Raw genomic sequence first — 24,266 nt, forward strand, 5'->3', positions numbered from 1 at the left:
GTCAGACTGCCTCGAGCAGTGCGTTGAGCATTTGGTCGATCGTGCTCATCAGGCGTGCCGAAGCCTGATAAGTGTGTTCGAGGTCGAGCATCAGCGACATTTCCATGTCGACGTTCACGCCAGTCTCGTTTGACAACGCTTCGGCGGAGCGGCTCGCCAACGCCTCCTTGGTGTCTGCCAAGGTGGTGGCCTGCTGGCGAATGCTTTCAAACCAGCCAATGGCGTTCGACGAAAATGAGGTAACGCTGGATGTTGCAGCGATTCCCGCCGCCGGGCTGAAGCTCATCGGCGTATCAAGCCGATCTCCGTAGCTGATCAGCAACTCGGAATAGGACGCTCCGCCGGTCGGGTTCTTGACGTAGCCAGCGCCATTGATGCCGCCGTCACGCACCAGATTGACGTTGCCGCCCTGAGATGGGTCGACGGCAGCATTGATGCGGATCGTTTGGGCAAGACCAGGCTCCAGCGTTGTGGGGACGGTGGGGCCGCCTTGCCAGGTGAAGAGGCCGGCCATCTCGGCCAGCGGCGGCGCCTTTTCCGCAAAGGCATCAATGAGGCCGCGAGCGATTTCATCAAGCTGGCTCTGCATGGTGGAGGCGACGCCGTCGCGCAACTGCAGGAAGCCGGCGAGCTTACCGGTCGCCTCGCTGATGCCGCCCGAACCGGACGATATCGGAACATTGTCGATATAGACGGTCGCGCCGGTGGTCGTCGGCCCGTAGCCCGGCGACGGCGTGAAGCTTACCGAACGTGGAATGGTCTCGAACAGCGTCGTGCCGTCGGTGGTCGTGACCACCATGTCGTTGTCGCCGCGCGTGTAGGTCGAGATCGGCACATATTCGGCGATCTTCTTCAGCAGCGCATCGCGCTTGTCCAACGCGTCGGAGACGTCCGTGCCGGAACGGGTGCCTGATATGATGGCCTTGTTGGCGCCTTCGAACTGCACAAGCAGGTCATTCAGCTGACCGACAGCGTTGGAAATCTGGCTGTCCATGTCGGTGCGAAAGGCCTGTATGGAAGTCGTCCCATCGTTGAGGGAACGAACGGCCTGTCTGGCGGATTCGACGACGCTTGCGCCAAGATTCTGGTTGGAAGGAGACGTGGCGTAGAGTTGCAGCGCGTTTTGCAGATTGCCGATTGCCGTGGAGGCTGACGCGGCATTGTCGACGCCATTGACTGCGAGCTGGAGCCTGTCCAGCCCGCTCGACAGAGTGGATTGGCCGCTCCAGGCCGACAGGGCTGCCAGGTTCTGCCGGAAAAGCTGGGCATTGGTGGCGCGCTGGATATCGACCGAGCGCGCCCCGGGTGCCGTGCTGACTACGGTGGCAATGCGGCGTGAGTAGTCAGGGTTCGAGGCATCCGAAACATTGCGCGTGACAACGCTGGTCTGGCGCGACGTGGTCAGAAGCGCAGACTGGGCGATGCTCAATGCGGATGACAGCGACATTCTATACTTTCACGGCCTTAACGCCGGTTGCTATCTCTTCAGGTTGACAAGGACGTCCATCAGGTCGGAACCGGTCTGAAAGACCTTGGAATTTGCGGTGTAGCTGCGCTGGGCGGCGATCATGTCGGTGAGCTCTTCGGCGATATCGACGTTGGAGCTTTCAAGAGCTCCCGATACGACTGCGCCGAGCTTGCCCTCGTTGGCGAAGCCGATGGTGATGTCGCCGGAATCAGTACCTTGGGCGTAGACGTTTCCGGGCAGCACGGCCAACCTGTCGGGGCTCTGTACTGTGGCCAACGGGATCTTGTAGAGCGCACGGGTGGAGCCGTCGCCGTACATGGCGTAGATCGTGCCATCCTTGCTGATCTGAATCTTGTCGATCGTGCTCGGCGCGTTGCCGTTGGTGGCGCCGCCGGAAACGGTGAAGCCCGCGCCGAGTTGCGTAAGCTGCGACAGATCGAGATTGAATGCCCCGCCGTTCGGAATGGTGAGGGCAACGCTGTCGGTGCCGCCGGTCAATTGCCCGGTCGTGTTGTCGAAGGTGAGGTTGGCTGTGCCGAGAGCTCCACCTGCGTAAGGGAACGATGTGCCCGGCGTGGCTGCCGCCTGATCGAACACCGCGACTTGCCAAGTGCCTGCGCCGGTGTTGGTGAAATAGACGTCCAGAAGCTTGCGATTGCCAAGATTGTCGTACGCGACCATCGAGGATTTCGACGTGTACTGGGCCGTCGTGGTGTTCGTAGTTGGCAGGTCGCCGGCTGCAACCGGTGTCGCGCCTGCCGGCAGGTTTCCCTGATAGTAGCCTTCGGTGCTTGGCGAGGCGGTCATCTGACCATCGGTGATACGGACGGGCTCAAGTCCGTCGAAGCCGTTCACGGTGGCGGCGGGAACACCGTTTTCATAGCTGTAGGCCATCAGCTGGAAGCCTGCGGCGTTGACCAGACGTCCTTCGCCATCGGGCACGAATGCGCCGGCACGGGTCAGGAACGGCGTTCCGTTCGGGTTCTGCACGACGAAGAAGCCGTTCCCATCGACGGCCAGGTCCGACACGGACGTCGTATACTGGAGAACGCCTTGGGCGCTAATGGAATTGATGACCGTGGTGGTGACGCCGCCGGAATTGTAGCTCCCGCCCGTGCTGGGCATCACGAGCGTCGAAAACTCCGTAGAGGCCCGCTTGTAACCAGTCGTATCGGAGTTGGCGATGTTGTCTGCAGTCGTCGACAACCGGTTCGCCTGGGCTGCCATTCCGGAAACGCCGGTTCGCATCATTCCATACAAGCTCATCGAAACGTCTCCTCAGGTCCACTGGGTGTGGCGAAAAGAATACGCTTGTTGTCTTGCGCGAGGCTGGCGCGGAGAGGCGGGCGCAGGCCGGTGGCCCAATCCATCAGAAGACGAGCCGATAGCCGAGGAAACGTTTTGAATCGATCGGGTCGTGACCAAGCTTCTCGCGAAGCTTCTTGCGCAGCTTGGAGATGTGGCTTTCCACGACGTTCTCTTCGACCTCTTCGTCGAAGATGCCGTAGATCGAATTGAAAACCTGGGTCTTGGTGACGCGGCGTCCGCGATTGGCGGCGAGAAATTCCAGTATGCGCCGTTCGCGCCGCGGCAATGGCAGCGGCTGGCCGTTGATCTCGGGGTCGCGGCCATCCATGAAGATGCGCATCGGACCGATCTCGGTAAAGCTCGCGCTATCATCGGCCCTGCGGCGGATCGCGGTGATACGGGCAAGGATTTCGCGGATATGGACCGGCTTGCGGACGACGTCGTCGACGCCGGATTCGAAGAGCTTGAGCGTGTTCTCGAGTGAATGATGTTCGCTGAGCGCGATAACAGGTGCGCCGGTGCGTCCACGGATCTGGCGCGGCGAAATGCTGCCTTCGCGACAGTCGCCGATCAGGAAGGCGCTTACCGATTTGAGATCGTCGTCGGCGACGCTGGCCACCCATTCGTCGAATTCGCTTGGTGCGAACCCGGCGCAAGCGACCCCTTCTCGATCAAAAAGTGAGTTGTAGCCCTCAGTTACGAGTTCACGCTCATCAACGACCACGATCATCGGCCCGCCCTCCGAATCAAATCATTTGCCCCGTAGACAGGCGTAGTCGCTGGCCGGAATCCTGAAAAACCGTCAATTCTTGTAGCTAGTTTCTTGGGAGTCAGGAATCGCGTGGGTTGTAGCCGCGGGAATCTGGGTTAGAAAATGTGAGTGATTGCCTGACGGAGGAGCCTGCCGGGTGGGCGACATAAGTGGTAATCGTATATAAACTCATGGGTTGCAGAAGGTGCGCGCGTTGGAAGTCCATTTACCGAAGCCGACCGCGACCATGTTGGCGATGACACGGCAGACATAGACTTTCTGAGCGGGGTCATTGTCGGGACCAGCATGGTAGCGAGCGACCGCCATCGACCAGGTCGTGTGACGGGCATGCAGGCTTGCCAGGAAACGGGCCGCGTAGTCGACGTTCTTGTGCGGGTCGAGCATGTCGTTCACGCTGCGAAAGTGCTCTGAGTGGTAGTGGTGGTTGACCTGCATGCAGCCAAGATCGATCAGTGTCTTGCCTTGTTGTTGAGCGGCAGCAAACGCGGCAAGGGCCTCGCTGCGGCTTCCGGGGAAGACAGCCTTTCCTTCTATATTCAATGCGTTAGGCTGCAGGCTGCCTTTTTTCCCTGTTTCAGTGAGGCCGACTGCGTAAAGTATGCCTGCCGGGATGCCATAGCGGTCGGCAGCCCGCAGGATTTCGGTTTCACAGGCGTTGGTCGAAGCGCTGGCTTCTACCTGGAGAGCACTAGATAACAAGCCCGCTGTCAGTGCGACCGCGAGCAGTCGAGGCAGGGCGGCCGGAATTGTGCGCGTCATTGTCGTTGCTTCTTCCCGAATGATGTTCGCCGGAGCCGTTGCCATTGCTGCCTGATTGCCCGGATTGGAACGACGATGAATCACGGTTGGGGAGGGCTGTGGCGGCACCTCCGGCATCAGTGCGAGGCGCGGGTGCGACTGCTATTGTAGGTTGTAGAACGGTAATTTTGCCGACATCGAAGCCCAGATCACGCAAAGCGCGTGCGATGGTGTCACCATCCGATGAAAGACGACGATAGGCCTCATGTGTGTCGGGCAACAATTCAATCGAAAGTTGTTCTCCGACGAGGCGCATACTTGCATTCACCATCCCAAGTTCTGCGGGATGGAGTTCGATCTTCAATGTGTGCGCCACGGTCGGAGCCTGATGAGGCACGGTTGGCGCCAAGGCCGCACTTGCCTGCGTTTGCTGCGCCCCGATGTCGGAAGCTATCGCGGCGACCAGGCGCGAGGTGGTGGGGTCAAGGCCCGGTACCGCGGGTGCGGGGAAACTCTGCGCAGACACCACGGCGACGCGCTCATGCGTTGGCGGCCGTGCAGCTGGCTCGTCAGCCGTTGCAGCGCCAGTCGTATGTGTAGCTTCGACCAAATTGGCCACGGCGACTGATTTTCTATCGCTGTCGCTCACCGACGTTTCCGGTTCTCTCGGCAGGTCAACGGCAATTATCGCCTGGATCGCTGGCTTCGATGCCGGTTGTTGAATTTCGATGTTGCGCGGACCTTCAGTTTTGATCGGCTTCTTTTCCTGAAGTTCCGGATCAATATCCGGGAGGATTGCTTCTGCAGTGCGGAGCGAACCGGGCGTGCCATCATCTTCTGCGGTGTTGCTGATTGTATTGCCAGTTGGGCCTTGCTTGTCACCGAGCGTCGAGGCGCGGTTGATTTCCTGCAAGCTCATGAGCAGAGGCAAACGCTCGTGCGCGGCACTGCCGGGAGTTGCCTCACCGTGCTTTTCCGTTGTCTTGTGTGTTTTGTCGTCATCCATTCGGATGGCTTTGCCGGACGTGAATAGGAAGCGAGCGGCCTTGTTGCCATCGGCTTCGTCCGCGATCTCTTCCTTGGCAATCCGGGCGCCATGGTGTTCACCATCTGGCACCACGCGGTGCAGGATAGCGCCCCGCGATCGGTGAGGGTGGTCCGCCGCATGCCTGGCGCTGGCATGACCTTTGTTGTCGCCCAGCACATCCTGAAAACTGCTGTCGCTGTTGTCGGCATTGGCCTGCGCGACGGACTTGCCTCCAAACGAGCCGGGGAGGGTGTTGCCGATACTGACGGTCATTCGGGCGCTGCTCCAAGCAACTGGTCAATCTTGTCGAGAGTGCGGTGGGTGGTGGCTATGGCTTCATCAGTGGGATCGGCGCTGGCCACCGACGAAGGCGCCGTGTTCGACGCGTCGCTTGAGGTGACGGCCTCGGCCCCGGTGGCAGCCTTTTCTGCCGGTGGAGATGCCGGCTGTTCAGGCATGATGCCTTCCACCACCGGAAGCTCGTCCTCGGCTTCGGGAGACGGTTCAGTGGTGGGCTTCTCAACGGCGGCGTCGGCATTTGCCTCCGTCGCCTTCGGCTCAAGAGGCTTGCTGGCCTCGTGCGGGGAAGGGGAAACCTTTACCGGCGGCGCAACCACTTCGCTGGTGATGGTACGGGCAGCGTCGAGCAGGAACCGATCGCTTTCCGACAGGCTGTTGCGGTCAATGCCACTCAGCTTTTCGCGCACGTCTTCGATGGTTTCCGAAGTCACGTTCGACAGGTTGGCGTAAAGCAGCGCGCGCGGATCGTCGGTGTTGCGGATGCCGTTGTGGCCCTGCTCTGCTCTTGCCGACGCAAAAGTCGAAAGGTCGATCAGCCCATTGATTGCGGCGCTGCGGGCAATGCGCAGATAGATGACCTTCTCGCGTTCTGGATCCATCATCGCCGTAATGTCATCCAGCTTGTCGTGGCTAATCGCCATGTTCAACGAAATGACGCCATCCACGAATATGTCGGCGAACTGGCTGGCATAGGGAGAATGCAGGTAACGCGCGACATATTGCGTTGAGGCAAGGGCAAAACGCGCCGCATCGCCGGAGGCAACGGCGATGGCGATCGAACGGCGAAGCGCCGCCTCTTCGACCAGCGTGCCCGGGCTTAGCAAACGGGCCTGATCCAGCAGTTTGAGCGCACCGACGGCGTCTTCTTTGGCAAGCAACGCCCCCTTGATCAGCGCAACGAACGGCCCGAGATCGCGTGGCAACGCCATTGGATCAACCGTCTTCAACGCCGACAGCGCTCCGCCGGGATCGCCCTGAAGATAGGCAATCACGCCGCCTGCTATTGCCTTGTCCTGATCGCTCAATTCGAGGCGCGAGGCCGCAACGGCCAACGTGGCCGGGTTGCCGCCGCTCATGCCATAGACCAGCAGGGCGTGAAAATTCTTGGTGTTCTTGAATTCCTGTATGTCCGCATTGCGTAGGCGCTGATCGGTGATTTCGAGCAACTTGCCCTGCATTGGCAAGGCAGCATGGTCGCCGGAGGCAATGCGATCCTGGACCAGTTGAAGCGATCTTACGAGTTGGTAAGGCTGCAGTCCTTCCTGGCCGTTGGCAGTTGAGCCGAGGCTTGCGATGCAGAGCCCGGCGCCGACAAATCGCCAGAATCCGGCGCGGCCAATCATCCACCGGTCTCCAGAAGGATCGCGATGCGTCGATTTGCGGCCGACATCGGATCCGCCTTGTCCTTCGGATCACGGTCGGCAAATCCGGCGACTTCCTTGATGCGGCTTTCGTCGACGCCGCCACGGACCAGCATGTAGTAGGCTGCGTGGGCTCGCGCCGAAGACAGACGCCAGTTGTCGTAGGTGTCATTGCGGAACGGGCGGGCGTCCGTATGACCCTGGATGGAGAGCGTGCCTTTCTGGCTGTTGATGATGCGGCCGATCTTCTCCATCGCCACAACCAGGTCGCGGCGCGGCACGGCCGAGCCGATCTCGAACATGCCGAAATCGAGTTGATCGGTGATCGAGATGACAACTCCCTTTTCCGTGGCTTCAACGGTTATGCCTTCGGCAACCTTGTCGCCGGACAGCGCCTTAGCCAATTCCTGCTTGACGCGTTCGGAAGCTTCGACCGTCTCGGCGCTGGGGCCTTTGTCTGCGGGCTTTTCTTTCGCAGGTTCCGGTTTGGGGGCATCTAGCTTGGCAAATTCCTCCCGCAGTTCGCTGTCGCCTGACAGCGGGGAGGAGGGGTCGAAGGGTTGCTGCACGTTCTGCGGTTGTGGCTTTGTTTCCGCGGCTGCCTCGGCCTTGGTCTTCGGAACAGCGATCTCGGCGACCTTGTCGTCCGGTGTGGCTGGATCGCCCTCGACCTTCGCCCGTTCGGCGCTTGCTTCGGCACCCGGGGTGGAAATCTGCTGCGACCAGAAATCCGGTGCGAACGGATCGCGATAGGACTGACCACCCGAGGCGCCGTTAGCCGGCCCGGCGTTCTGCGCGCCGCCATCGCCTTTCTCGCTGATGTTCTGGAGTTTGCCCGAATTGGCGACGATTTCGGCCAAGACCGCATAAGGGTCGGCAAACAGTTTTTCGTCGGATGGGAAGGATTGCGCCGTCGGCTGTTCTTCCTTGTTAGGCTCTTTCACGGAGCCTGCATTACCCTGGCCGTCCTTGCCGGTCTTGGTGGCGGCATCCTGCTGATCATCGGCTGCCATGCCGGACGAAGCCGACTCGCTGCCGAGATCCTCCAGGCCCTTGCGGTTGGCATTGCGGTCGATCAGCTTGATCGGATTGAAGTAGCTGGCAACGGCTGCCTTTGTCTGCTCGTTGGCGGCGTTGATCAGCCACATGACAAGGAAAAAGCACATCATCGCCGTCATGAAGTCGGCGAAAGCGATTTTCCAGACGCCACCGTGGTGGCCTTCGTCCTCGTCGCCGTGACCACGACGCACGATGATGATTTCGTGCTTTTCGCCGGTGTCTTCAACTGTACTCATGACAAAATCTCGGATAGCGCCGCCGACCATTCAGACATGCGGGTTTCCACCACGACGTCATTGATGGCGACGGTAAGATCGAAGCCGGGAGCCTCTACGAATTCCAGATTGGCCGCCCGATCTCCAAGCGAACCACTTAACGTTTCAAAGAGGGAGATTGGTCCCTGCACGCGGATGCGCACGGCCTCGGCGTCCGTCATCGCGCCGCTGATCGTGTCAGCGAGAACGGCAAGCGACCGTTCCTGAAGATGATCGCTCAACATTGCGCCGATGGCCCGCGCCGCAGCGGTGCTTACCAAATTGACTACCTCGGTCTGCATGGCGTCCATGCGCGCGGAAATGGTGGCGCCGAGATCTGAGCCGAGCGTTTCCATAAATGCCTTGGCTTCGTCCGCATTGGCTTGCCTTAGCGAGGCGAGTTCACTTTGGTGCGCTTCGGTCAGGCGGATTTCCAGTGCCGCATCTGCTTCCGCGACGGCCTCTGCTATCAACTGGCCAATGTCGGCCTGGGGTGCACTGGCGGTCTGGCGTGGCGCGTCGACCGGCGCCGGATTGCTCCGCTCCTTGATCGGCCCGAAGTCGGGCAACAGTTGGAGAAGCGCTGTCGCAGACATTATCCCACTGCCTCGGGGGCAGCCCATTTGCGCAGGATCTGGGCCGTGCGCTCTTCGTTGAGGTCAACCATGCGGGCAAGCCGTTCCTGTGGCGCCGGTCTCAGCTTGCGACGCAAATCGTCCAAGGGAGCTGGCGCGCCGCGTGACGAATCGGGGAGAGTAGCCTGCACCGTATCGTCATTTGCCGCCGCGACCGCATCGGGAGTTGGCAGTGAGCGCTGCACTTCGTCGAAGCTCGGTCCTGCGATAGCGCCCGCTGTTGCAGTTTGTGCTGTCAGCGCGGCTGCCATTGGCCGCAGGCCGAAGAAAGCGACAAGGAAAACGACGACGATGAACGCGCCCGCGTTGATGAGCGTGCCAGTATAGTTGCCTACTGATTCCAGGATGCCGGGCTGCTCGATCGCCTGGCCGTCCAGCCCGTCGATGAATTCGACTGCCGAAACCTCGATGACGTCTCCGCGCTTTTCGTCAAAGCCTGCGGCGGACGCAACCATCTTGCGGATATCGGCCACACGCGCAGCGATCTGCTCGGGCGTTACGTCCTTGCCGAGGATCGTTGCCAAGCGCTGCTGGTTGACGACGACCGCGACCGACATCCTGTTGACCGTGTAGCCGTTGGAAACTGTCGCGATGCGCTTGGAATTTATCTCGTAGTTGGTGATCTCTTCCTTGCGGTCGTTCTGGGACGTGGACTGAGGACCGTCCGTCGCTGCCGGCTGCGTTTCCGGCAAGTTCTGTTCGACGCTTGCGGGTGCGGAGGCCTGCTTTTGGCTGCTCGCTTCGTTGTTGCGAACTGTCTGGACGGAGCGTTCAACGCGGGAGTTGGGGTCGAAAATGGTCTCTTCGGTCTGGCGGGTGTCCGTGTTGACGTCTGTCTTGACGCTGGCGCGGAAATTGTCGGGACCAAGATACGGGGCGAGAGCGCGGCGGATATTTTCCTCGATCTGTGCTTCCACGGACTGCTCGACGCCGAGGGTTCGGGCGGCGCTGGTGTTGGAGGGATCGTCGCCTGCTGCCAGCAGGTTGCCGGCGGAATCCAGCACCGTGACCTTGTCTGCTCCCAGTCCGGGGACAGCCGCTGCCACGAGGTGACGGATGGACATGGCCGTCTTTTCGCCGTCGATCCCGGCATAGCGGATAACGACGGACGCCGAGGGCTGCTGCTCGTCGCGGCGGAAGTTGGCGCGCTCGGACATGACGATGTGGACGCGCGCGGCCTTGATGCCGGACAGCGACTGAATGGTGCGGGAGATTTCGCCTTCGAGAGCGCGTACGCGGGTGATCTGCTGCATGAACGAAGTCAACCCGAGCGAGCCGACATTGTCGAAAAGCTCGTAGCCGGCATTGGCGCTGGTCGGCAGGCCTTTTTCCGCCAGCAACATGCGCGCTTGCGCCGTGGTACCAGCAGCGACCAGCACGCTGCTGCCATCCGAGCCGACATCGAAACTGATGCCGGCTTCTCCGAGCACCATGCCGATTTGGTTCACGTCGGAACGTTCAAGCCCGACATAGAGCGTCTCATAAGCCGGCCGGTTGAGATAGATCGAAGCGACCGCGATGATGGCCATGACCAGCACGGCTATGCCCGCCAGCATGGCCAGGCGCTTGGCGCCAAACCCCTTGAGGTTGTTGACGATACCCTGAATCTGTTCCGGCACTGCCCCACGGCCCCCGCATAATTGCCCGCTCAGAGTCTAGCTGGCGAAGCTTGTGCGAAAATGAAATCGGGCCGCGTTTTGGCGCGGCCCGATTGGAATTGGCATGGCGTCAGGAGAGGTCGATCAGCCCTTGAACAGTGCCAGGATGTTCTGCGAGTTGGCATTGGCAATCGACAGGGACTGGATGCCGAGTTGCTGCTGAACCTGCAATGCCTGAAGCCGGGTCGATTCCTTGTTCATGTCTGCGTCGACGAGCTGGCCGACACCGCGGTCGATGGAGTCCATCAGCTTGGAGACAAAATCCTTCTGCAGGTCGATCTGCTTCTTGGCGGAGCCGAGGATGGTGGCGGTGTCAGTCAGTTCCTTCATGACATCGTCTACCTTTGAGATCATCTGCGTTATGATGTCGTCAGTGATGCCAGTGGCGGTGATGTCGAGATTGTAGACGGAAATGTTGTCGATCTTGGCTGGAACGGGTGCGGTGACGGCCGCTTGAGCCGCGGTATTGGCGGCAATGTCCGTCGCACCGCCGGCTATCGCTGCCTTGTATGCGGTGTCGTATTCGGACTGCGCCGCCGCCGTTGCGTAGATGGAAGTCTGGCGATCGAGCAGTCCCTGGTTTTTCACGTCGGCTGCGAGGCCAGAATCGAACAGCTTGACGCTTTCGACGTTGATATCGATCGTGCTCAGGATGACCGAGCCGTCCGAGCTGCGGTTGAACGACGAGACGATCTTCACATCCTGCTGGATGCCGTCGTTGGCGGCGCTGACTTGCTTGGAAATCACCGAGAGGAAATTGGTGCCGGAGAAAGTCGCCGCGTCGGCATATGACTTCATCTGGCCCTGAAGTGCCTTGATTTCAGTCTGGATCTTGGCCTTGTCCGAGTCGCTCGCGCCGTAGGCTGCAACCAGTTTCTGCTTGATCTGGTCAACCGTTTCCAGTGCCTTGTTCATGCCGGTGTACGCGGTGTCGACCTTGGAAGCGCCGAGCCCCAACGCATCTTGCACGGTGGACAAGGACTGATTGTCGGAGCGCATCGTGGTGGCGATCGACCAGTAGGCGGCATTGTCTACTGCTTCGGCAACCCGGTAGCCGGTCGAAATCCTGCTCTGGGTCTGCTCCAGCGCCCTGGTGGTTGCGCTCAGACTTTGAAGTGCTGTCAACGCCGAAGCGTTTGTCATGATGCTGGCCAACGAACTCACCCCTCTTAAATTCCGGCCCATACACAGGCTGGATCGACCTTCCAGGTTGGCGGTGACGTGGCACCTGCCAGCCCGCCCTAAAGCTGTGGTTAACCATAACTAGAGCGATATGGTTAATGGCCGATTAAAGAGATTTGTTCTGAAAACCAAATTGGGTGAATGCAGGTGCGCTGCGAGAATATCGTGCACTGGAATGTAAAAAGGGCCGCGCTTTTGGCGCGGCCCCGATTGGTGAAGTTCAGCCTGGTTTAGCGGAACAGCGATAGGATCGACTGCGAGCCAGAGTTGGCGATCGACAGCGCCTGGATGCCGAGCTGCTGCTGAACCTGCAGCGCCTGGAGGCGGGTCGATTCCTTGTTCATGTCGGCGTCGACGAGCTGGCCGACACCGCGGTCAATGGAGTCCATCAGGCTCTGCGTGAAGGTCTTCTGCAGATCGATGCGGCTCTTCGATGCGCCGAGATTGGTCGCAGCAGTGGTCATATCCTTGAGTGCGGCGTCAACGACGTTCATCTGCTGGGCGATCTGGGCATCGCTGTGGCCCTTCACGGTGAGCGACGACAGCGAATAGGTGTCGCCGGCTGCCGGTGCCGCGCCGGCCGTCGGAACCTGTGCAGTTCCTGTGATCGCGCCAGTCGTGCCAAGGCGGGCTGCGTCGAGAATGCCCTTCTTGGTCGGTGCCGCGCCAGCGTCGTAAAGCTTGATGTCGTCCACCTTGATGTCGATGGTGGAGATTGACGCCGCGCCGGCGGAGCTGCGATTGAAGGCAGACACGACCTTGACGTCAGCCGAAGCGCCAGTGGCGTTCGAAACCGACAACATGTTGGTGCCGGAGAAAGTCGCAGCATCGGCATAAGACTTCATCTGCGCCTGAAGCGATGCGATTTCCGTCTGGATCTTTTCCTTGTCGGCGTCGGTTGCACCGTAGGCCGCCACCAGCTTGACCTTGATCTGGTTAACAGTGTCGATGGCTTTGTTCATGCCGGTGTAGGCAGTGTCGACCTTGGAAGCGCCGAGGCCGAGTGCGTCCTGCACCGTCGTCATTGCCTGGTTGTCGGAACGCATCGTGGTGGCGATCGACCAATAAGCGGCGTTGTCGCTGGCGTCGTTGACGCGGTAGCCGGTCGAGATGCGCGACTGGGTCGATTCGAGGTTCTTGTTGGTTGCATTCAGGCTCTGCAGAGCCGTCAACGCCGAAGCGTTGGTCATGATACTGGCCATGTACTCGTACCTTTACACGTATTGCTGTGACATACCGGCTTGTCCGGTATGACGGTACGGCATCATGCCAATGATCGCTCAAACCCGATCACCCGCCATTGCCTGCAACGTGGCAGAGACTTCCTAGGAAACCGATAAGCGCCGTGGTTAACAGTGTGTTTTACGTAACATTGTGCGGTTGAAAATCTGAATCAAGAAGCTGATTTCTTGATTCCAGTAATCCGGTCAAGACTCTGATTTTAAAAAGAAAAGGGCCGCGCTTTTAGCGCGGCCCCAGTTGGCGAAGTTTGGTCGGTTTACCGGAACAGCGACAGGATCGACTGCGAACCAGAGTTGGCGATCGACAGCGCCTGAATGCCGAGCTGCTGCTGAACCTGCAGCGCCTGGAGGCGGGTCGATTCCTTGTTCATGTCGGCATCGACGAGCTGGCCGACACCGCGGTCGATGGAGTCCATCAAGCTCTGCGTAAAGGTCTTCTGCAGGTCGATGCGGCTCTTGGCAGCGCCGAGGTTGGTCGCTGCTGTCGTCATCTGCTTGAGCACCGAGTCGACCTTGCTGAGCATTGCGCCGATCGTGCCATCAGCAGCAGCGGTGATGTCGAGATTGAAAACGGACTTTGTCGCGATGACAGTTGCGGTACCATCTGCTGCCGTGGCCGCAGTCGCCGCAGCCGTCTTGGCTGCCGTGTCGGTAGCGCCGCCGGCAATCTGCGTGGCGAAGGTCGACTCGAAAGCGTCTTGTGCTTTCGCCGTGCTGTAGATGGCCGTTTCCCGATCAAGAACGCCGGCATTCTTGAGGTTCGCGGCCGTGCCGGAATCAAACAGCTTTGTGCCTTCGACCTTGATGTCGATGGTGGAGATCGACGCAGCGCCGGCAGAATTACGATTGAAGGCCGATACGACCTTGACGTCCTGCTGGACGCCCGTGTCGGCCGCGGCAGCCGCACCGGCGGCATCCTTGGTCGATGTCACCGACAACATGTTGGTGCCGGAGAAGGTTGCGGCCTCGGCATAAGACTTCATCTGCGCCTGAAGCGACGCAATTTCGGTCTGGATCTTGGCCTTGTCGGCGTCGGTCGCACCGTAGGCCGCCACCAGCTTGACCTTGATCTGGTTGACGGTGTCGATGGCCTTGTTCATGCCGGTGTAGGCAGTGTCGACCTTGGAAGCGCCGAGGCCGAGTGCATCCTGAACCGTCGTCATGGCCTGATTGTCGGAACGCATCGTGGTGGCGATCGACCAATACGCAGCGTTGTCGCTGGCGTCGTTGACGCGGTAGCCGGTCGAGATGCGCGACTGGGTGGCTTCGAGGTTCTTGTTGGTTGAATTCAGGCTCTGAAGAGCCGTCAACGCCGAGGCGTTGGTCATGATGCTGGCCATGTACTCGTACCTTTACACGTTTACACGCATTACTGTGACATACCGGCTTGCCCGGTATGACGGTACGGCATCATGCCAATGATCGCTCAAACCCAATCACCCGCCATCACCACGACCATGACAGGCAGTCCCTGCAAATTGGATAAGGGTTATGGTTAGCGAAATCTAAATCGTCGTCGATCGACGAATTCTTGTCAGGTGAAGGAGCGCACGAGGCTGCCGACAAGCAGGTTCCAGCCGTCTATCAGGACGAAGAACATGATCTTGAATGGCAACGACACCACTGTCGGCGGCAGCATCATCATGCCCATCGCCATGGTGATGGTGGCAACGATGAGATCGATGACCAGAAATGGCAGCACGATCAGGAAGCCGATCTCGAAACCGCGCCTGATTTCCGAGATCATGAAGGCCGGGACAAGAATGCGCAGGTCCACCGTGTCGCGCGAGACGGTCTGCCCGCGCTCGCGAGCAAGGTCGGCAAACAGGTCGAAATCCTTGTCGCGGACGTTGCGCAGCATGAAGGTCCGGAACGGATCGGCGATCTTTTCCATCGCCTCGGTCTGGTTGATCTGGTTGTCCATCAGCGGCTTTACGCCGTTATTCCATGCCTGATCGAAGGTCGGGGCCATGACGTAGAACGTCATGAACAAGGACAGCGAGATCAGGATCAGGTTCGCAGGCGTCGATTGCAAGCCGATGCCCGCACGCAGGATCGAGAAGGCAATGATGAAGCGCGTGAAGCTCGTCACCATAATCAGCAGGCCGGGCGCCACCGATAGCACGGTGAGAAGGCCGAACATCTGGATGATGTAGCCTACGGTCGTGTTGTTCATCTGGCCGATGCCGCCAAGATCGATCTGCTGGGCAGATGCGGCGGTGACGGTGGCCACAACAATGGCAATTGAGACGAGGAACGCTCTCATTCGTACAACAGCGTCCTGATCAGCACGTCTTTCACGTGCCCGTCGCCGCGCATTGCGGCGCGCTCCTGCAAATCAGCCTTGAGATGAAGGAAGCCGCTTGCGCCCTCGACCTGATGCATCTTCACCGTGCGCATGAAGGTCAGCAGGTCCTGATGGATCGCCTCGACTGTTTCGGTTGGCAGAGGTGCATCGAGCAGAAGGGAAACGTCCATGCGCACCCAGGTTTCCACCGGGGCGGCCAGATTGGTCGTGATCGAGGGAAGTTCCGCCACGACAAAGGCTGCGGCTTCCGGGTTCGATGGTTCGGCCGTGGCGTGCTCGCCGCCTTCAGCGGCAGGACCCTTTGCCGGTGCTTCCGAGCTTTTCAGGTAGGAGCCCGACGCCCAACCGATCCCGAGTGCCGCCACGGTCATCCCAAGCAGCATCGCAGCCTGGATGACCAAGGATGGCCCCTTGACGACTGGGATCTGCTCGGCGTTCGCCATGTAACTCCTCGTTGCGATCGCCTAGAAAGGCAGGACCTTGTCAAGCACCTGTTGGCCATAGGCCGGCTGCTGAATTTCCGAGATGCGGCCGCGTCCGCCGTATGAGATGCGGGCCTCGGCGATGCGCTCGTAAGAGATCGTGTTTTCGGCGCCGATATCGGATGGGCGAACCATGCCGGCGATGTTCAGGACGCGCAGTTCGGCGTTGACGCGCACCTCTTGCGACCCCTTGATCATCAGGTTTCCGTTGGGAAGGACCTCGGTGACCACGGCTGCAACGTTGAGCGCGATGGTTTCCGAGCGCTCGGTTGCACCATCCGCATTGGTTTCGGTCTTGGATTTCAGGCTGCCTTCGCCGGAACCGCCGGTCGAGGCTCCGTCCCAACCGATATCCGCGTCGAAACCCAACGACCTGCTCGCCGTGCGGCTACGGTCATTCTGGTTCTTGAAGCGAGCCTTGTCGTTGATCTTGATGTTGACGGTGAGGATGTCGCCGGCACGCAGCGCGCGCGGGTCCGTGAAAAGGCGGCTCTGCCGGTCGTCCCACAGCGAGAACTGCTTGACCGGCTTGGCTGGTGTTTCGGGATATTGATAGACGGAGGCGCTGCCACCTGCGACGCCCGAGCCAACAGGTGAAAGGGCGGGCTCCTTGCCGACCTCCCTCAGGTCGCTGGCGCAGCCGGCGAGCAGGGTAAAGGCGAGAAGAGTGGTAAGCTTGCGGATCATGACGGGTCCGTTCTGCGGGCTGCGCTCGCCATGATGCCGGTCAGTTTGGCGGCGGCCTTCTGGTCCATCTCGTTCAAGATGACGCCAGCCTTGCGGGATTCGAGTTTCATCAGGATTGCGGCCGCGAGATTGACGTCGACAATGGCCAAGCGTTCGGCGGCGGCATCTGGCTTCATGCCGGCGTAGATATTTACAACGCCTTCTTCGGCGCGGGCTAGGAAGACTTCCCGGCGCTTCAGCCAGGTTTCATACTCGTTGCGCTTTTCCTCCAGAGCCTTGATCCGGTTGTCGACCTCGGTCTGCAACTGCTTCAATTCGGCTGACTGCAGGGCATAGCGCCGGTCGCGGGCGGCATCGGCGATGTTTGAGCAAAAGCGCTCAACCTCGCTTTGACTGCCTGACACGGCTGGTGCCGGCTCGCGCGCCAATTTCTGCGGCTCGGGTGCCGCCGGCGCGCCAGGCAGCACCTGCCTGACCGTTTCGGCGTGGGCGGAAGACAGCACGGCAATACCGCCAATTGCACCGCATGAAATCATGGCGGTTGCGGCGAAAGCAGCGAGATGGCGAGGCTTCAACATCGTCATGACCTATTGCAGAACCAGATCGGCCTGGAGGGCTCCGGCCGACTTGATGCCTTGAAGAATGGCGATGATCCCATCCGGCTTTACACCAAGCCGGTTGAGGCCTGCGACCAGCGTCTCGAGATCTGGCCCGTCGAGCACCGCAACGCGTGCGTCAGGTTGCTTCACGTCAATTGCGGTGTTGGGCTCGACAGCTGTTACGCCCTTCGAGAACGGTTCGGGCTGGACCACGCGCGGAGCTTCGGTGATGCGCACCGTCAAAGTGCCGTGGCTGATGGCGACGCGTGAAATCTTGACCTGATTGCCGATAACAATCGTTCCGGTCCGCTCATCGATCACGACCTTTGCCGGTGTGTCGGACTGGATGACCAGATTTTCGATTTCGGCGTAGAAGCGGGCGGCAGAGATGCTCTTCGGCTTCTTGATTGAAACGGTGCGGGCGTCGCGCTCTGCTGCTACCCGTACGCCAAAGCGCTGGCGCGTGTAGTCGTTGATGGCGTCGGCGATGCGCACGGCGGTGGAGAAATCCGGATTGCGTAGTTGCAGGGTCAGGATCGACTGGTCCCCGAACTCGGCTTCGACTGCGCGTTCGACGATGGCCCCGTTTGGAACCCGGCCTGAAGTTGGCACGCCTTGGGTTACCTGCTCGGCCTGACCCTGAGCATTGAAACCGGACACGATGACCGGGCCTTGACCGACCGCATAAATCTCGCCGTTAGCGGCTTTTAGCGGCGTCATGATGAGCGTGCCGCCGGCCAGCGATGTCGCATCACCCATGGAGGAGACGGTGATGTCGATGCGAGCGCCCGACTGCACGAAGGGCGGCATGTTCGCGGTGACGATGACTGCGGCCACGTTCTTGGCACGGGCGCTGCCGCCTTCGGTGGCGATGCCGAGATTCTCCAGCATGGCGCGGATCGACTGTTCGGTGAACGGCGAATTGCGCAGGCTGTCGCCGGAACCGGACAATCCGATCACAAGGCCGTAGCCGACAAGCTGGTTGTCGCGGGCGCTCTGCAGCTGCGCCACGTCCTTGATGCGTGAAGCGACCTGGCCGGGTGGCAGCGAACTCGGCGCGGATGCCACCTCGAACATGCGCTCGGTGGCAGCCGGGGTGTAGTCTGTATCAGCGACGCCGCCATTCTTGGCCGCGAGCTCGCGCTTTGCCTTGGCCGACAGGCCATCAGCGAGCGCCGGCGGCATCGCAACCGCTGTTGCCAGCAAGAGGAGCATTAGCCGCCTCATGCGCCGACCCTGATGGTGCCGTCTGCCATGACCGTGCCGGAGAAGACCTTGCCGCTGTCGATGTTGCGGACCTTGACGAGGTCGCCTGCCGACCCGGATTGCAGCGTAACGGCGGTCGCAGAAATAGTGAGGCCGCCGGCTGCGAAATAGACCTGGACCGCCGCGCCTTGCTCGACCAGCCAGGCATTCCGGATCGAGTTCACGGTAATGTAGCGGCCGGGAAGGAGCGTGCGCTTGGCCACTTTGCCGTCAAGTTCGTCAAGTTTGGTCGCTGCGGCATCCGGAACTTGCTTGCCGGGCACGAGCGTTACTTGCCGAAGTGCTTCCGGGACGATGGTTTCGCCGGGATAGATGACCCGGTTGGGAATAAGCACGACCTCCTGGGCAAGCGCCGGCGCGCCGCCTGCAAGCAGGGCCAGCGCAACAGTTGCGCCGCGCCAGCCGATGCGGGAGGTCCATGCAAACATCCGTGCTACCTGATGTTCTTCGAGACGACGGCGGCCATTTCGTCTGCCGCCTGGATAACTTTGGAATTCATCTCGTAGGCTCGCTGAGCCGAGATCAGTTCGGTAATTTCCTTGACCGGATCGACGTTGGAGCTTTCGAGATAGCCTTGTTCGACGGTGGCGAAACCGGGATCGCCGGGAACGCCGACGGTTGCCGGACCCGAAGCTGCCGTTTCCTGGAACAGGTTGTCACCCAAGGGAGCAAGGCCTGCTTCATTGGCGAAATTGGCCAGAGTCAGTTGACCGAGGTCCTGTAGCTCGACCTGGCCGTCGATGCGGGCAAAAACCTGTCCGGTCTTGTTGACGATCACTTCCACCGCGTCGGCGGGCACGGTGATCGCGGGAATGACGTTGGCACCGTCCACCGTGACGAGTTGGCCGGTCGCATTGGTATTGAAGGCGCCGGCGCGGCTGTAGAGCGTGCCGCCGTCAGCGCTTTCGATCTGGAACCAGCCTTTGCCAGTCAGCGCGAGATCGAAACTGTTGCCCGTGTTGGTAAGCGAGCCTTGCGTGTGGACATTGCGTACAGCCGTCGTCTTGACGCCAAGACCAACGGAAATGCCTTCCGGCACAATCGAGGCGTTCGAGCGGTTGGGGACGCCCTGCGCGCGGTCAACCTGATAGAGCAGATCGGAGAACTCGGCGCGGGCCCGCTTGTAGCCTGTGGTATTGATGTTGGCGATGTTGTTGGCAATGACTTCCAAATTGGTCTGCTGGGCGTTCATGCCGGTGGCGGCTATGGCGAGTGCTCTCATGATGCGGCTCCTCAGATACTCATACGACTGACTTCGAGATAGGCGCTTACGATCTTGTCGCGAATTGCGACGGCAGCCTGGAGGGTCTGCTGCGCGCTCATCACCGCATCCACGACCTGACGCGTGTCGGCATTGCCCTTGAGCGCTTCTATTGACAGCGTCTCCGCGCTCTCCAGGTTGTTCACTGTCTTCGTCGCGGCCTGGGACAGCGCTTCGGAAAACGAGGTTTCGCCTACGTCCTTGGCACCCGCTATCGCATTGCCTTGAAAAAGTTCAGCGCCCTGTTCAGTGGCACCGACAGAGGGCTTGAAATGGATGGAACCGATCCCGTCGATCATCTTCAGTTCCTCATCAGGTCGATGGTCATCGATATCAGGTCGCGAGCCTGCTTGATGACCTGCAAGTTGGCTTCATAGGAGCGGTTGGCCTCGGACATGTCGGCCATCTCGATCAATACGTTGACGTTCGGCGTCTTGACGTAGCCGTTTTCATCCGCGGCAACATTTCCCGGCTGGAATTCCATTGGAAACGCGGAAGGATCGCGGTCGATCGAGCTTACCTCGACGAGGCTGACGCCGGACGTGCGGTCGAGTTCGGAGGCAAAGCTTATGGTCTTGCGCTGATATGGATCGGCGCCTGCCGCGTTGCCGGTGGATTGCGCGTTGGCGAGGTTTTCCGAGACAACGCGCAGCCGCTCCGACTGTGCGCCGAGACCCGATGCTGCGACTTTGAGTGCGGCTGTGAGGGCGTCCATTGCGCGTCAAGCCTTCGTCACGGTCATCAGCATAGAATGGAATGCCTTGACGATTGCGGTGTTGAGCTCGAACGAACGCCTGACTTCGCCGGCCTTCATCAACTCGTTTTCCATCACCACGGTGTTCTTCGAGGGCATCAGCACGCCGTCGAATTCCTGTGGCTTGGTGGTGAGGCCCGCATTGGTCGCCCCGAAGCCGAGATGGCCTTCTTGCGTGGCGCTCAGCGAAACGGAGGTGCGATCAAGAACCTTGTCGAATGGCTCAACGTCGTTGGCCGTATAGCCGGGCGTGTTGACGTTGGCGATGTTGCCGGCAATAGCCGTCTGGCGCACGGCCAGCCATTGTGACTGTCGCGTCGCAAGATCGAAAAGACTGACGGGCTCCATGAGACTTCTCCGGGCAGGTTTCCAGAGAATAGGCGTCGAGTCTTGCGCGGGCCTTGCGCGAGACGAGGAGCATTATTTGGCTGAAAGGTCGGGCAGCGCGCGCGGGTTACTGTCTCCCGCGCGCGCTGGAATTGTCAGTCGATGTCGAAGCTGACGCCTTGGGCGAGAGGCAAGGCCTTCGAATAGTTCACCGTGTTGGTGGCGCGGCGCATATACGCTTTCCACGCATCAGAGCCGGATTCGCGGCCGCCGCCGGTTTCCTTCTCGCCACCGAAGGCTCCGCCGATCTCAGCGCCTGAGGTCCCGATATTGACGTTGGCGATGCCGCAGTCGGAGCCGTCCGCACCGAGGAAGCGTTCCGATTCCTGCAGGTCGCGCGTGAAAATCGACGACGAAAGGCCGGCGCCGACTGCATTGTGCAGTTCAAGCGCGGTATCGAAGTCGGTGTACTTCATCACGTAAAGGATCGGCGCGAAGGTTTCTTCCGTCACCGGGGCGACCTGTTCAGGCATTTCGACCAGTGCCGGATGCACGTAGTAGGCGTCGGGGTGGCCGTTCTCGACCCGCTTGCCGCCGGTGGTCTTGCCGCCGTGGGCGGCTGCTTCCTTCAGCGCCTTCTGCATGTGATCGAAGGCTGCCTTGTCGATCAGCGGACCGACGAGCGCCTTGCCTTCCAGCGGGTTGCCGACCGATACGCTCTCGTAGGCCTTCTTCAGGCGCGGCACTATCTGGTCGTAGACGCTCTCATGGACGAAAAGGCGGCGCAACGTGGTGCAGCGCTGGCCGGCTGTGCCCATGGCTCCGAAGGCGATGGCACGAAGCGCCATGTCGAGGTCGGCCGAAGGGCAAACGATGCCGGCGTTGTTGCCGCCCAGTTCCAGCACGGCGCGCGCGAAACGCTTGGCAAGGCGCGGTCCGACTTCACGACCCATGCGGGTGGAGCCGGTGGCCGACACCAGCGCCACCTTGGGATGGTCGACAAGAACTTCGCCAACCGCGCGGTCGCCGATCAGGACCTGAAGCAAACCTTGTGGTGCATCAGCGCCGAAGCGTTTGACGGCACGCTCGAAGATGGCTTGGCAGGCGAGCGCGGTAAGCGGGGTCTTTTCAGAGGGTTTCCAAACGACGGAATCGCCGCAAACCAGCGCCAGCGCCGAATTCCACGACCAGACTGCGACCGGGAAATTGAAAGCCGAGATGACGCCGACGACGCCCAGCGGATGCCAGGTTTCCATCATGCGGTGGCCGGGACGCTCAGTGGCGATAGTAAGACCATAAAGCTGCCGCGAAAGACCGACTGCGAAGTCGCAAATGTCGATCATTTCCTGCACTTCGCCCAGCCCCTCGGACGGGATCTTGCCAACCTCGATCGACACCAGCCGGCCAAGCTCGGCCTTGTGGGCGCGCAATTCCTCGCCGAGCAGCCGGACCAGTTCGCCGCGGCGCGGCCCGGGCACCAGACGCCATGCCTGGAATGCGGTGTGAGCGGCCTCTATCGCCTTGCCGGCATCGGCCGGCGAAATCTGCTTCAGTGCTGCTACCTGTTCGCCGGTCACGGGGCTGCGAACAGTCAGATCGCCACCCGACAATGCGCCCTTGGCAACGCCCAGTTTCGAAAGAAGCTCGGCGGTCTCGTTCGATATCGACATCTATCTTCCCTTTCGGAATCGAGTGCCGGCGGCGGCATGGGTCGCGCCAGGTTCTCGTGTGCGAGGTTTGACGATGCCTTACCCTTTTCGGCAGCCGACCGCCACCCCGGCATGGCCCCAGCGAACCCTGGTCGATTGAACCAGATATAGACGTTTTGATGTGAAAATCAGTGTGGAACGGCGGAATGCTGAACGCGATGGGCGTCCGCTTCCTTCGTCAACCTGTCGATGTGCTGGCGAATGTGCGCTGCTTCGGCAGCGGTGTTGGCAAGCGCAATCGCCTGGTCGAATGCCGTGTGCGCTTCTTCGCTGCGGCCAAGCTGCATCAACAGGCCACCCTTGAGGCCGAAGAAATGGAAGTAACCGGACAGGCGCTCTTCCAGCGGTTCGATCACGCTAAGTGCCGCTTCCGGCCCTCGCACCTTGGCCACGGCCACGGCCCTGTTCAGCGTCACCACGGGTGAAGGCTGCATCCGTTCGAGCATCGCATAGAGGAGCTCGATTTCCTGCCAGTCAGTGTCCTCGGCTCTTGCCGCGCGGGCGTGAAGGGCAGCAATCGCTGCCTGCACCTGGTAGGGTCCGGGCTTGCGATGCCTCAGTGCCTTGTCCACAAGCGCCAGTCCCTCATCGATCATCTTGCGGCTCCACAGGGTTCGATCCTGATCTTCCAGCAGCACGATCTCGCCATCGGCATCGAAGCGGGCCGGGGCGCGGGCGTGTTGCAGCAGCATCAGGGCGGTCAGGCCCATGATTTCCGGTTCGGTCTGGAACAGCCGCAGCAGCAATCTTGCCAGCCTGATCGCCTCGTCGCAAAGAGGGCCCCGGGCCACAGCTTCACTGGTCGTGGTCGAGTAGCCTTCGTTGAAGACGAGGTAGAGCATGGCGGCAACCGCGGCGAGCCGCTCCGACCGTTCGACCGGTCCCGGTGTCTCGAATGGCACGCCGGCATTGGCAATGCGTGCCTTGGCGCGGGTGATGCGCTGTTCCATGGCGCTTTCGCCGACCAGAAAGGCGCGGGCAATCTGCTTGACGCTGAGACCCGACACGATGCGCAGCGCAAGTGCGATCTGCTGCGTTGCGGGCAAATCGGGATGGCAGCAAACGAACAGCAGCCGCAGGATGTCGTCGCGGTAGTGAGCACCGTCGAGCCGGTCTGCGATATCGCCCTCGACATCTTCAAGATCGGAAATCTGGTCTTCGTCCGGCATCGCCGTTTGCCGGCTGCGTTTTCGTACGGCATCGATGCCGCTGTTGCGCCCGACAAAGATCAGCCATGCCGCCGGATCTCGCGGTGGGCCGTTCTGCGGCCAGTTCTTCAGGGCCCGCAGGCACGCATCCTGAAACGCCTCTTCCGCGGTATCGAGGTCGCGGAAGTAGCGCAGCAGCGCGCCCATTGCCTGGGGACGCGCGGCATTCAACGCAGAACTGATCCAGGCAGGATCGGTCATATGGTTGCCTTCACCGGGTTGAGGACGCCGACAGGACGGATTTCATACGAGCCGCCACTCGGATTCACGTCGGAAAGCTCGCGCGCGAACTGGACGGCTTCGTCCAGATCGGTGCAATCGACCGTGTAGAAGCCGAGAAATTGCTCCTTCGTCTCGGCGAAAGGGCCGTCGATCACGAGCGACTCGCCCTTGACCCTGCGCAAGGTTGTCGCGGCCGTTGTTGGCAACAGCCGTGCTACGGGGCCAAGCTTACCGGCCTTGGCGTATTTTTCCTGCACGGCGGCGAGCTTGCCCATCACGGCATCGTCCTGTTCCTTGGTCCAGGACGAGACGACGTCTTCCGAGGCGTAGCATAGGATGGCGTAGAGCATGAGTACCCTTTCTTGTCACTTCCAAGGACGGAAAAGGTAGGGTGGCGCCGACATCGCGTCGACAAAATTATTTCAGCCCCAAGCCGAAAA

At 60.6% G+C, this 24,266-nt stretch carries 25 protein-coding genes; all 25 read right to left on the reverse strand.

Features of this window, described 5'->3' with window-relative positions; translation table 11 throughout:
- Position 1: 1 nt before the first annotated feature.
- Positions 2-1,447: a flagellar hook-associated protein FlgK gene (gene flgK / locus ACODTY_RS06615; RefSeq protein ID WP_488993498.1), complete on the reverse strand. Its 1,446-nt coding sequence runs from the start codon at positions 1,445-1,447 to the stop codon at positions 2-4.
- Positions 1,448-1,477: 30 nt separating this feature from the next.
- Positions 1,478-2,734: a flagellar hook protein FlgE gene (locus ACODTY_RS06620; RefSeq protein ID WP_488993499.1), complete on the reverse strand. Its 1,257-nt coding sequence runs from the start codon at positions 2,732-2,734 to the stop codon at positions 1,478-1,480.
- Positions 2,735-2,837: 103 nt separating this feature from the next.
- Complete coding sequence (locus ACODTY_RS06625; protein WP_488993500.1) at positions 2,838-3,506, reverse strand: response regulator transcription factor; 669 nt, start codon at positions 3,504-3,506, stop codon at positions 2,838-2,840.
- Between the two features lie 210 nt (positions 3,507-3,716).
- Positions 3,717-4,307 (reverse strand): transglycosylase SLT domain-containing protein, encoded by a 591-nt coding sequence (locus ACODTY_RS06630; protein ID WP_488993501.1) that lies wholly within the window; start codon positions 4,305-4,307, stop codon positions 3,717-3,719.
- On the reverse strand, positions 4,237-5,586 hold the full coding sequence (gene fliK / locus ACODTY_RS06635) for a flagellar hook-length control protein FliK (protein WP_488993502.1): 1,350 nt from the start codon (positions 5,584-5,586) through the stop codon (positions 4,237-4,239). Before fliK ends, ACODTY_RS06630 begins: the two co-directional genes overlap by 71 nt.
- On the reverse strand, positions 5,583-6,956 hold the full coding sequence (locus ACODTY_RS06640; protein WP_488993503.1) for a chemotaxis protein MotC: 1,374 nt from the start codon (positions 6,954-6,956) through the stop codon (positions 5,583-5,585). Before ACODTY_RS06640 ends, fliK begins: the two co-directional genes overlap by 4 nt.
- Positions 6,953-8,269, reverse strand: a complete 1,317-nt coding sequence (locus ACODTY_RS06645; RefSeq protein ID WP_488993504.1) for a MotB family protein — start codon at positions 8,267-8,269, stop codon at positions 6,953-6,955. Before ACODTY_RS06645 ends, ACODTY_RS06640 begins: the two co-directional genes overlap by 4 nt.
- Positions 8,266-8,883: a hypothetical protein gene (locus ACODTY_RS06650; RefSeq protein ID WP_488993505.1), complete on the reverse strand. Its 618-nt coding sequence runs from the start codon at positions 8,881-8,883 to the stop codon at positions 8,266-8,268. Before ACODTY_RS06650 ends, ACODTY_RS06645 begins: the two co-directional genes overlap by 4 nt.
- Positions 8,883-10,541 carry a flagellar basal-body MS-ring/collar protein FliF gene (gene fliF / locus ACODTY_RS06655; protein ID WP_488993506.1) on the reverse strand — a complete coding sequence of 553 codons (1,659 nt, stop codon included), beginning with the start codon at positions 10,539-10,541 and terminating at the stop codon, positions 8,883-8,885. Before fliF ends, ACODTY_RS06650 begins: the two co-directional genes overlap by 1 nt.
- Before the next feature lie 123 nt (positions 10,542-10,664).
- On the reverse strand, positions 10,665-11,735 hold the full coding sequence (locus ACODTY_RS06660) for a flagellin N-terminal helical domain-containing protein (protein WP_488993507.1): 1,071 nt from the start codon (positions 11,733-11,735) through the stop codon (positions 10,665-10,667).
- 257 nt (positions 11,736-11,992) lie between these two features.
- The gene (locus tag ACODTY_RS06665) at positions 11,993-12,964 is read right to left on the reverse strand and encodes a flagellin N-terminal helical domain-containing protein (RefSeq protein ID WP_488993508.1); all 972 of its coding nucleotides are present in this window, start codon (positions 12,962-12,964) and stop codon (positions 11,993-11,995) included.
- Between the two features lie 296 nt (positions 12,965-13,260).
- Positions 13,261-14,343: a flagellin N-terminal helical domain-containing protein gene (locus tag ACODTY_RS06670; RefSeq protein ID WP_488993509.1), complete on the reverse strand. Its 1,083-nt coding sequence runs from the start codon at positions 14,341-14,343 to the stop codon at positions 13,261-13,263.
- A gap of 194 nt (positions 14,344-14,537) precedes the next feature.
- The gene (fliP, locus tag ACODTY_RS06675; RefSeq protein WP_488993510.1) at positions 14,538-15,269 is read right to left on the reverse strand and encodes a flagellar type III secretion system pore protein FliP; all 732 of its coding nucleotides are present in this window, start codon (positions 15,267-15,269) and stop codon (positions 14,538-14,540) included.
- Positions 15,266-15,754: a flagellar basal body-associated FliL family protein gene (locus ACODTY_RS06680; RefSeq protein WP_488993511.1), complete on the reverse strand. Its 489-nt coding sequence runs from the start codon at positions 15,752-15,754 to the stop codon at positions 15,266-15,268. Before ACODTY_RS06680 ends, fliP begins: the two co-directional genes overlap by 4 nt.
- 21 nt (positions 15,755-15,775) lie before the next feature.
- On the reverse strand, positions 15,776-16,480 hold the full coding sequence (flgH, locus tag ACODTY_RS06685) for a flagellar basal body L-ring protein FlgH (protein WP_488993512.1): 705 nt from the start codon (positions 16,478-16,480) through the stop codon (positions 15,776-15,778).
- The gene (locus ACODTY_RS06690) at positions 16,477-17,016 is read right to left on the reverse strand and encodes a MotE family protein (protein WP_488993565.1); all 540 of its coding nucleotides are present in this window, start codon (positions 17,014-17,016) and stop codon (positions 16,477-16,479) included. The genes flgH and ACODTY_RS06690 overlap by 4 nt, the downstream gene beginning before the upstream one ends.
- 51 nt (positions 17,017-17,067) lie before the next feature.
- Positions 17,068-18,306, reverse strand: a complete 1,239-nt coding sequence (locus tag ACODTY_RS06695) for a flagellar basal body P-ring protein FlgI (RefSeq protein WP_488993513.1) — start codon at positions 18,304-18,306, stop codon at positions 17,068-17,070.
- A complete protein-coding gene (gene flgA, locus ACODTY_RS06700) occupies positions 18,303-18,773 on the reverse strand; it encodes a flagellar basal body P-ring formation chaperone FlgA (protein WP_488993514.1) in 471 nt (156 codons plus the stop codon). The genes ACODTY_RS06695 and flgA overlap by 4 nt, the downstream gene beginning before the upstream one ends.
- Before the next feature lie 5 nt (positions 18,774-18,778).
- Positions 18,779-19,567, reverse strand: a complete 789-nt coding sequence (gene flgG, locus ACODTY_RS06705; protein WP_488993515.1) for a flagellar basal-body rod protein FlgG — start codon at positions 19,565-19,567, stop codon at positions 18,779-18,781.
- An 11-nt stretch (positions 19,568-19,578) separates the two neighbouring features.
- On the reverse strand, positions 19,579-19,905 hold the full coding sequence (gene fliE, locus ACODTY_RS06710) for a flagellar hook-basal body complex protein FliE (protein ID WP_488993516.1): 327 nt from the start codon (positions 19,903-19,905) through the stop codon (positions 19,579-19,581).
- Positions 19,906-19,907: 2 nt separating this feature from the next.
- Positions 19,908-20,321, reverse strand: a complete 414-nt coding sequence (gene flgC, locus ACODTY_RS06715; RefSeq protein WP_488993517.1) for a flagellar basal body rod protein FlgC — start codon at positions 20,319-20,321, stop codon at positions 19,908-19,910.
- A gap of 6 nt (positions 20,322-20,327) precedes the next feature.
- Positions 20,328-20,708, reverse strand: coding sequence for a flagellar basal body rod protein FlgB (gene flgB / locus ACODTY_RS06720; RefSeq protein WP_488993518.1), 381 nt, complete (start codon positions 20,706-20,708; stop codon positions 20,328-20,330).
- Positions 20,709-20,842: 134 nt separating this feature from the next.
- Positions 20,843-22,357 (reverse strand): L-piperidine-6-carboxylate dehydrogenase, encoded by a 1,515-nt coding sequence (gene amaB / locus ACODTY_RS06725; RefSeq protein WP_488993519.1) that lies wholly within the window; start codon positions 22,355-22,357, stop codon positions 20,843-20,845.
- 167 nt (positions 22,358-22,524) lie between these two features.
- The gene (locus ACODTY_RS06730) at positions 22,525-23,805 is read right to left on the reverse strand and encodes an RNA polymerase sigma factor (protein WP_488993520.1); all 1,281 of its coding nucleotides are present in this window, start codon (positions 23,803-23,805) and stop codon (positions 22,525-22,527) included.
- A complete protein-coding gene (locus ACODTY_RS06735; RefSeq protein WP_488993521.1) occupies positions 23,802-24,176 on the reverse strand; it encodes a YciI family protein in 375 nt (124 codons plus the stop codon). Before ACODTY_RS06735 ends, ACODTY_RS06730 begins: the two co-directional genes overlap by 4 nt.
- Between the last annotated feature and the right edge of the window lie 90 nt (positions 24,177-24,266).

Source organism: Mesorhizobium sp. FG116, from assembly GCF_057809835.1.

Bases quoted from the DNA above. Each gene is read 5' to 3' on its own strand.
- ACODTY_RS06625 (WP_488993500.1), bottom strand. From the start codon at position 3,506: ATGATCGTGGTCGTTGATGAGCGTGAACTCGTAACTGAGGGCTACAAC.
- ACODTY_RS06640 (WP_488993503.1), bottom strand. From the start codon at position 6,956: ATGATTGGCCGCGCCGGATTCTGGCGATTTGTCGGCGCCGGGCTCTGC.
- flgH (WP_488993512.1), bottom strand. From the start codon at position 16,480: ATGATCCGCAAGCTTACCACTCTTCTCGCCTTTACCCTGCTCGCCGGC.
- ACODTY_RS06650 (WP_488993505.1), bottom strand. From the start codon at position 8,883: ATGTCTGCGACAGCGCTTCTCCAACTGTTGCCCGACTTCGGGCCGATC.
- fliP (WP_488993510.1), bottom strand. From the start codon at position 15,269: ATGAGAGCGTTCCTCGTCTCAATTGCCATTGTTGTGGCCACCGTCACC.
- ACODTY_RS06730 (WP_488993520.1), bottom strand. From the start codon at position 23,805: ATGACCGATCCTGCCTGGATCAGTTCTGCGTTGAATGCCGCGCGTCCC.
- ACODTY_RS06695 (WP_488993513.1), bottom strand. From the start codon at position 18,306: ATGAGGCGGCTAATGCTCCTCTTGCTGGCAACAGCGGTTGCGATGCCG.
- flgB (WP_488993518.1), bottom strand. From the start codon at position 20,708: ATGGAGCCCGTCAGTCTTTTCGATCTTGCGACGCGACAGTCACAATGG.
- amaB (WP_488993519.1), bottom strand. From the start codon at position 22,357: ATGTCGATATCGAACGAGACCGCCGAGCTTCTTTCGAAACTGGGCGTT.
- flgA (WP_488993514.1), bottom strand. From the start codon at position 18,773: ATGTTTGCATGGACCTCCCGCATCGGCTGGCGCGGCGCAACTGTTGCG.
- ACODTY_RS06680 (WP_488993511.1), bottom strand. From the start codon at position 15,754: ATGGCGAACGCCGAGCAGATCCCAGTCGTCAAGGGGCCATCCTTGGTC.
- flgK (WP_488993498.1), bottom strand. From the start codon at position 1,447: ATGTCGCTGTCATCCGCATTGAGCATCGCCCAGTCTGCGCTTCTGACC.
- fliK (WP_488993502.1), bottom strand. From the start codon at position 5,586: ATGACCGTCAGTATCGGCAACACCCTCCCCGGCTCGTTTGGAGGCAAG.
- ACODTY_RS06645 (WP_488993504.1), bottom strand. From the start codon at position 8,269: ATGAGTACAGTTGAAGACACCGGCGAAAAGCACGAAATCATCATCGTG.
- ACODTY_RS06670 (WP_488993509.1), bottom strand. From the start codon at position 14,343: ATGGCCAGCATCATGACCAACGCCTCGGCGTTGACGGCTCTTCAGAGC.
- ACODTY_RS06690 (WP_488993565.1), bottom strand. From the start codon at position 17,016: ATGATTTCATGCGGTGCAATTGGCGGTATTGCCGTGCTGTCTTCCGCC.
- ACODTY_RS06630 (WP_488993501.1), bottom strand. From the start codon at position 4,307: ATGACGCGCACAATTCCGGCCGCCCTGCCTCGACTGCTCGCGGTCGCA.
- flgG (WP_488993515.1), bottom strand. From the start codon at position 19,567: ATGAGAGCACTCGCCATAGCCGCCACCGGCATGAACGCCCAGCAGACC.
- flgC (WP_488993517.1), bottom strand. From the start codon at position 20,321: ATGGACGCCCTCACAGCCGCACTCAAAGTCGCAGCATCGGGTCTCGGC.
- ACODTY_RS06620 (WP_488993499.1), bottom strand. From the start codon at position 2,734: ATGAGCTTGTATGGAATGATGCGAACCGGCGTTTCCGGAATGGCAGCC.
- fliE (WP_488993516.1), bottom strand. From the start codon at position 19,905: ATGATCGACGGGATCGGTTCCATCCATTTCAAGCCCTCTGTCGGTGCC.
- ACODTY_RS06735 (WP_488993521.1), bottom strand. From the start codon at position 24,176: ATGCTCTACGCCATCCTATGCTACGCCTCGGAAGACGTCGTCTCGTCC.
- ACODTY_RS06665 (WP_488993508.1), bottom strand. From the start codon at position 12,964: ATGGCCAGTATCATGACCAACGCTTCGGCGTTGACGGCTCTGCAGAGC.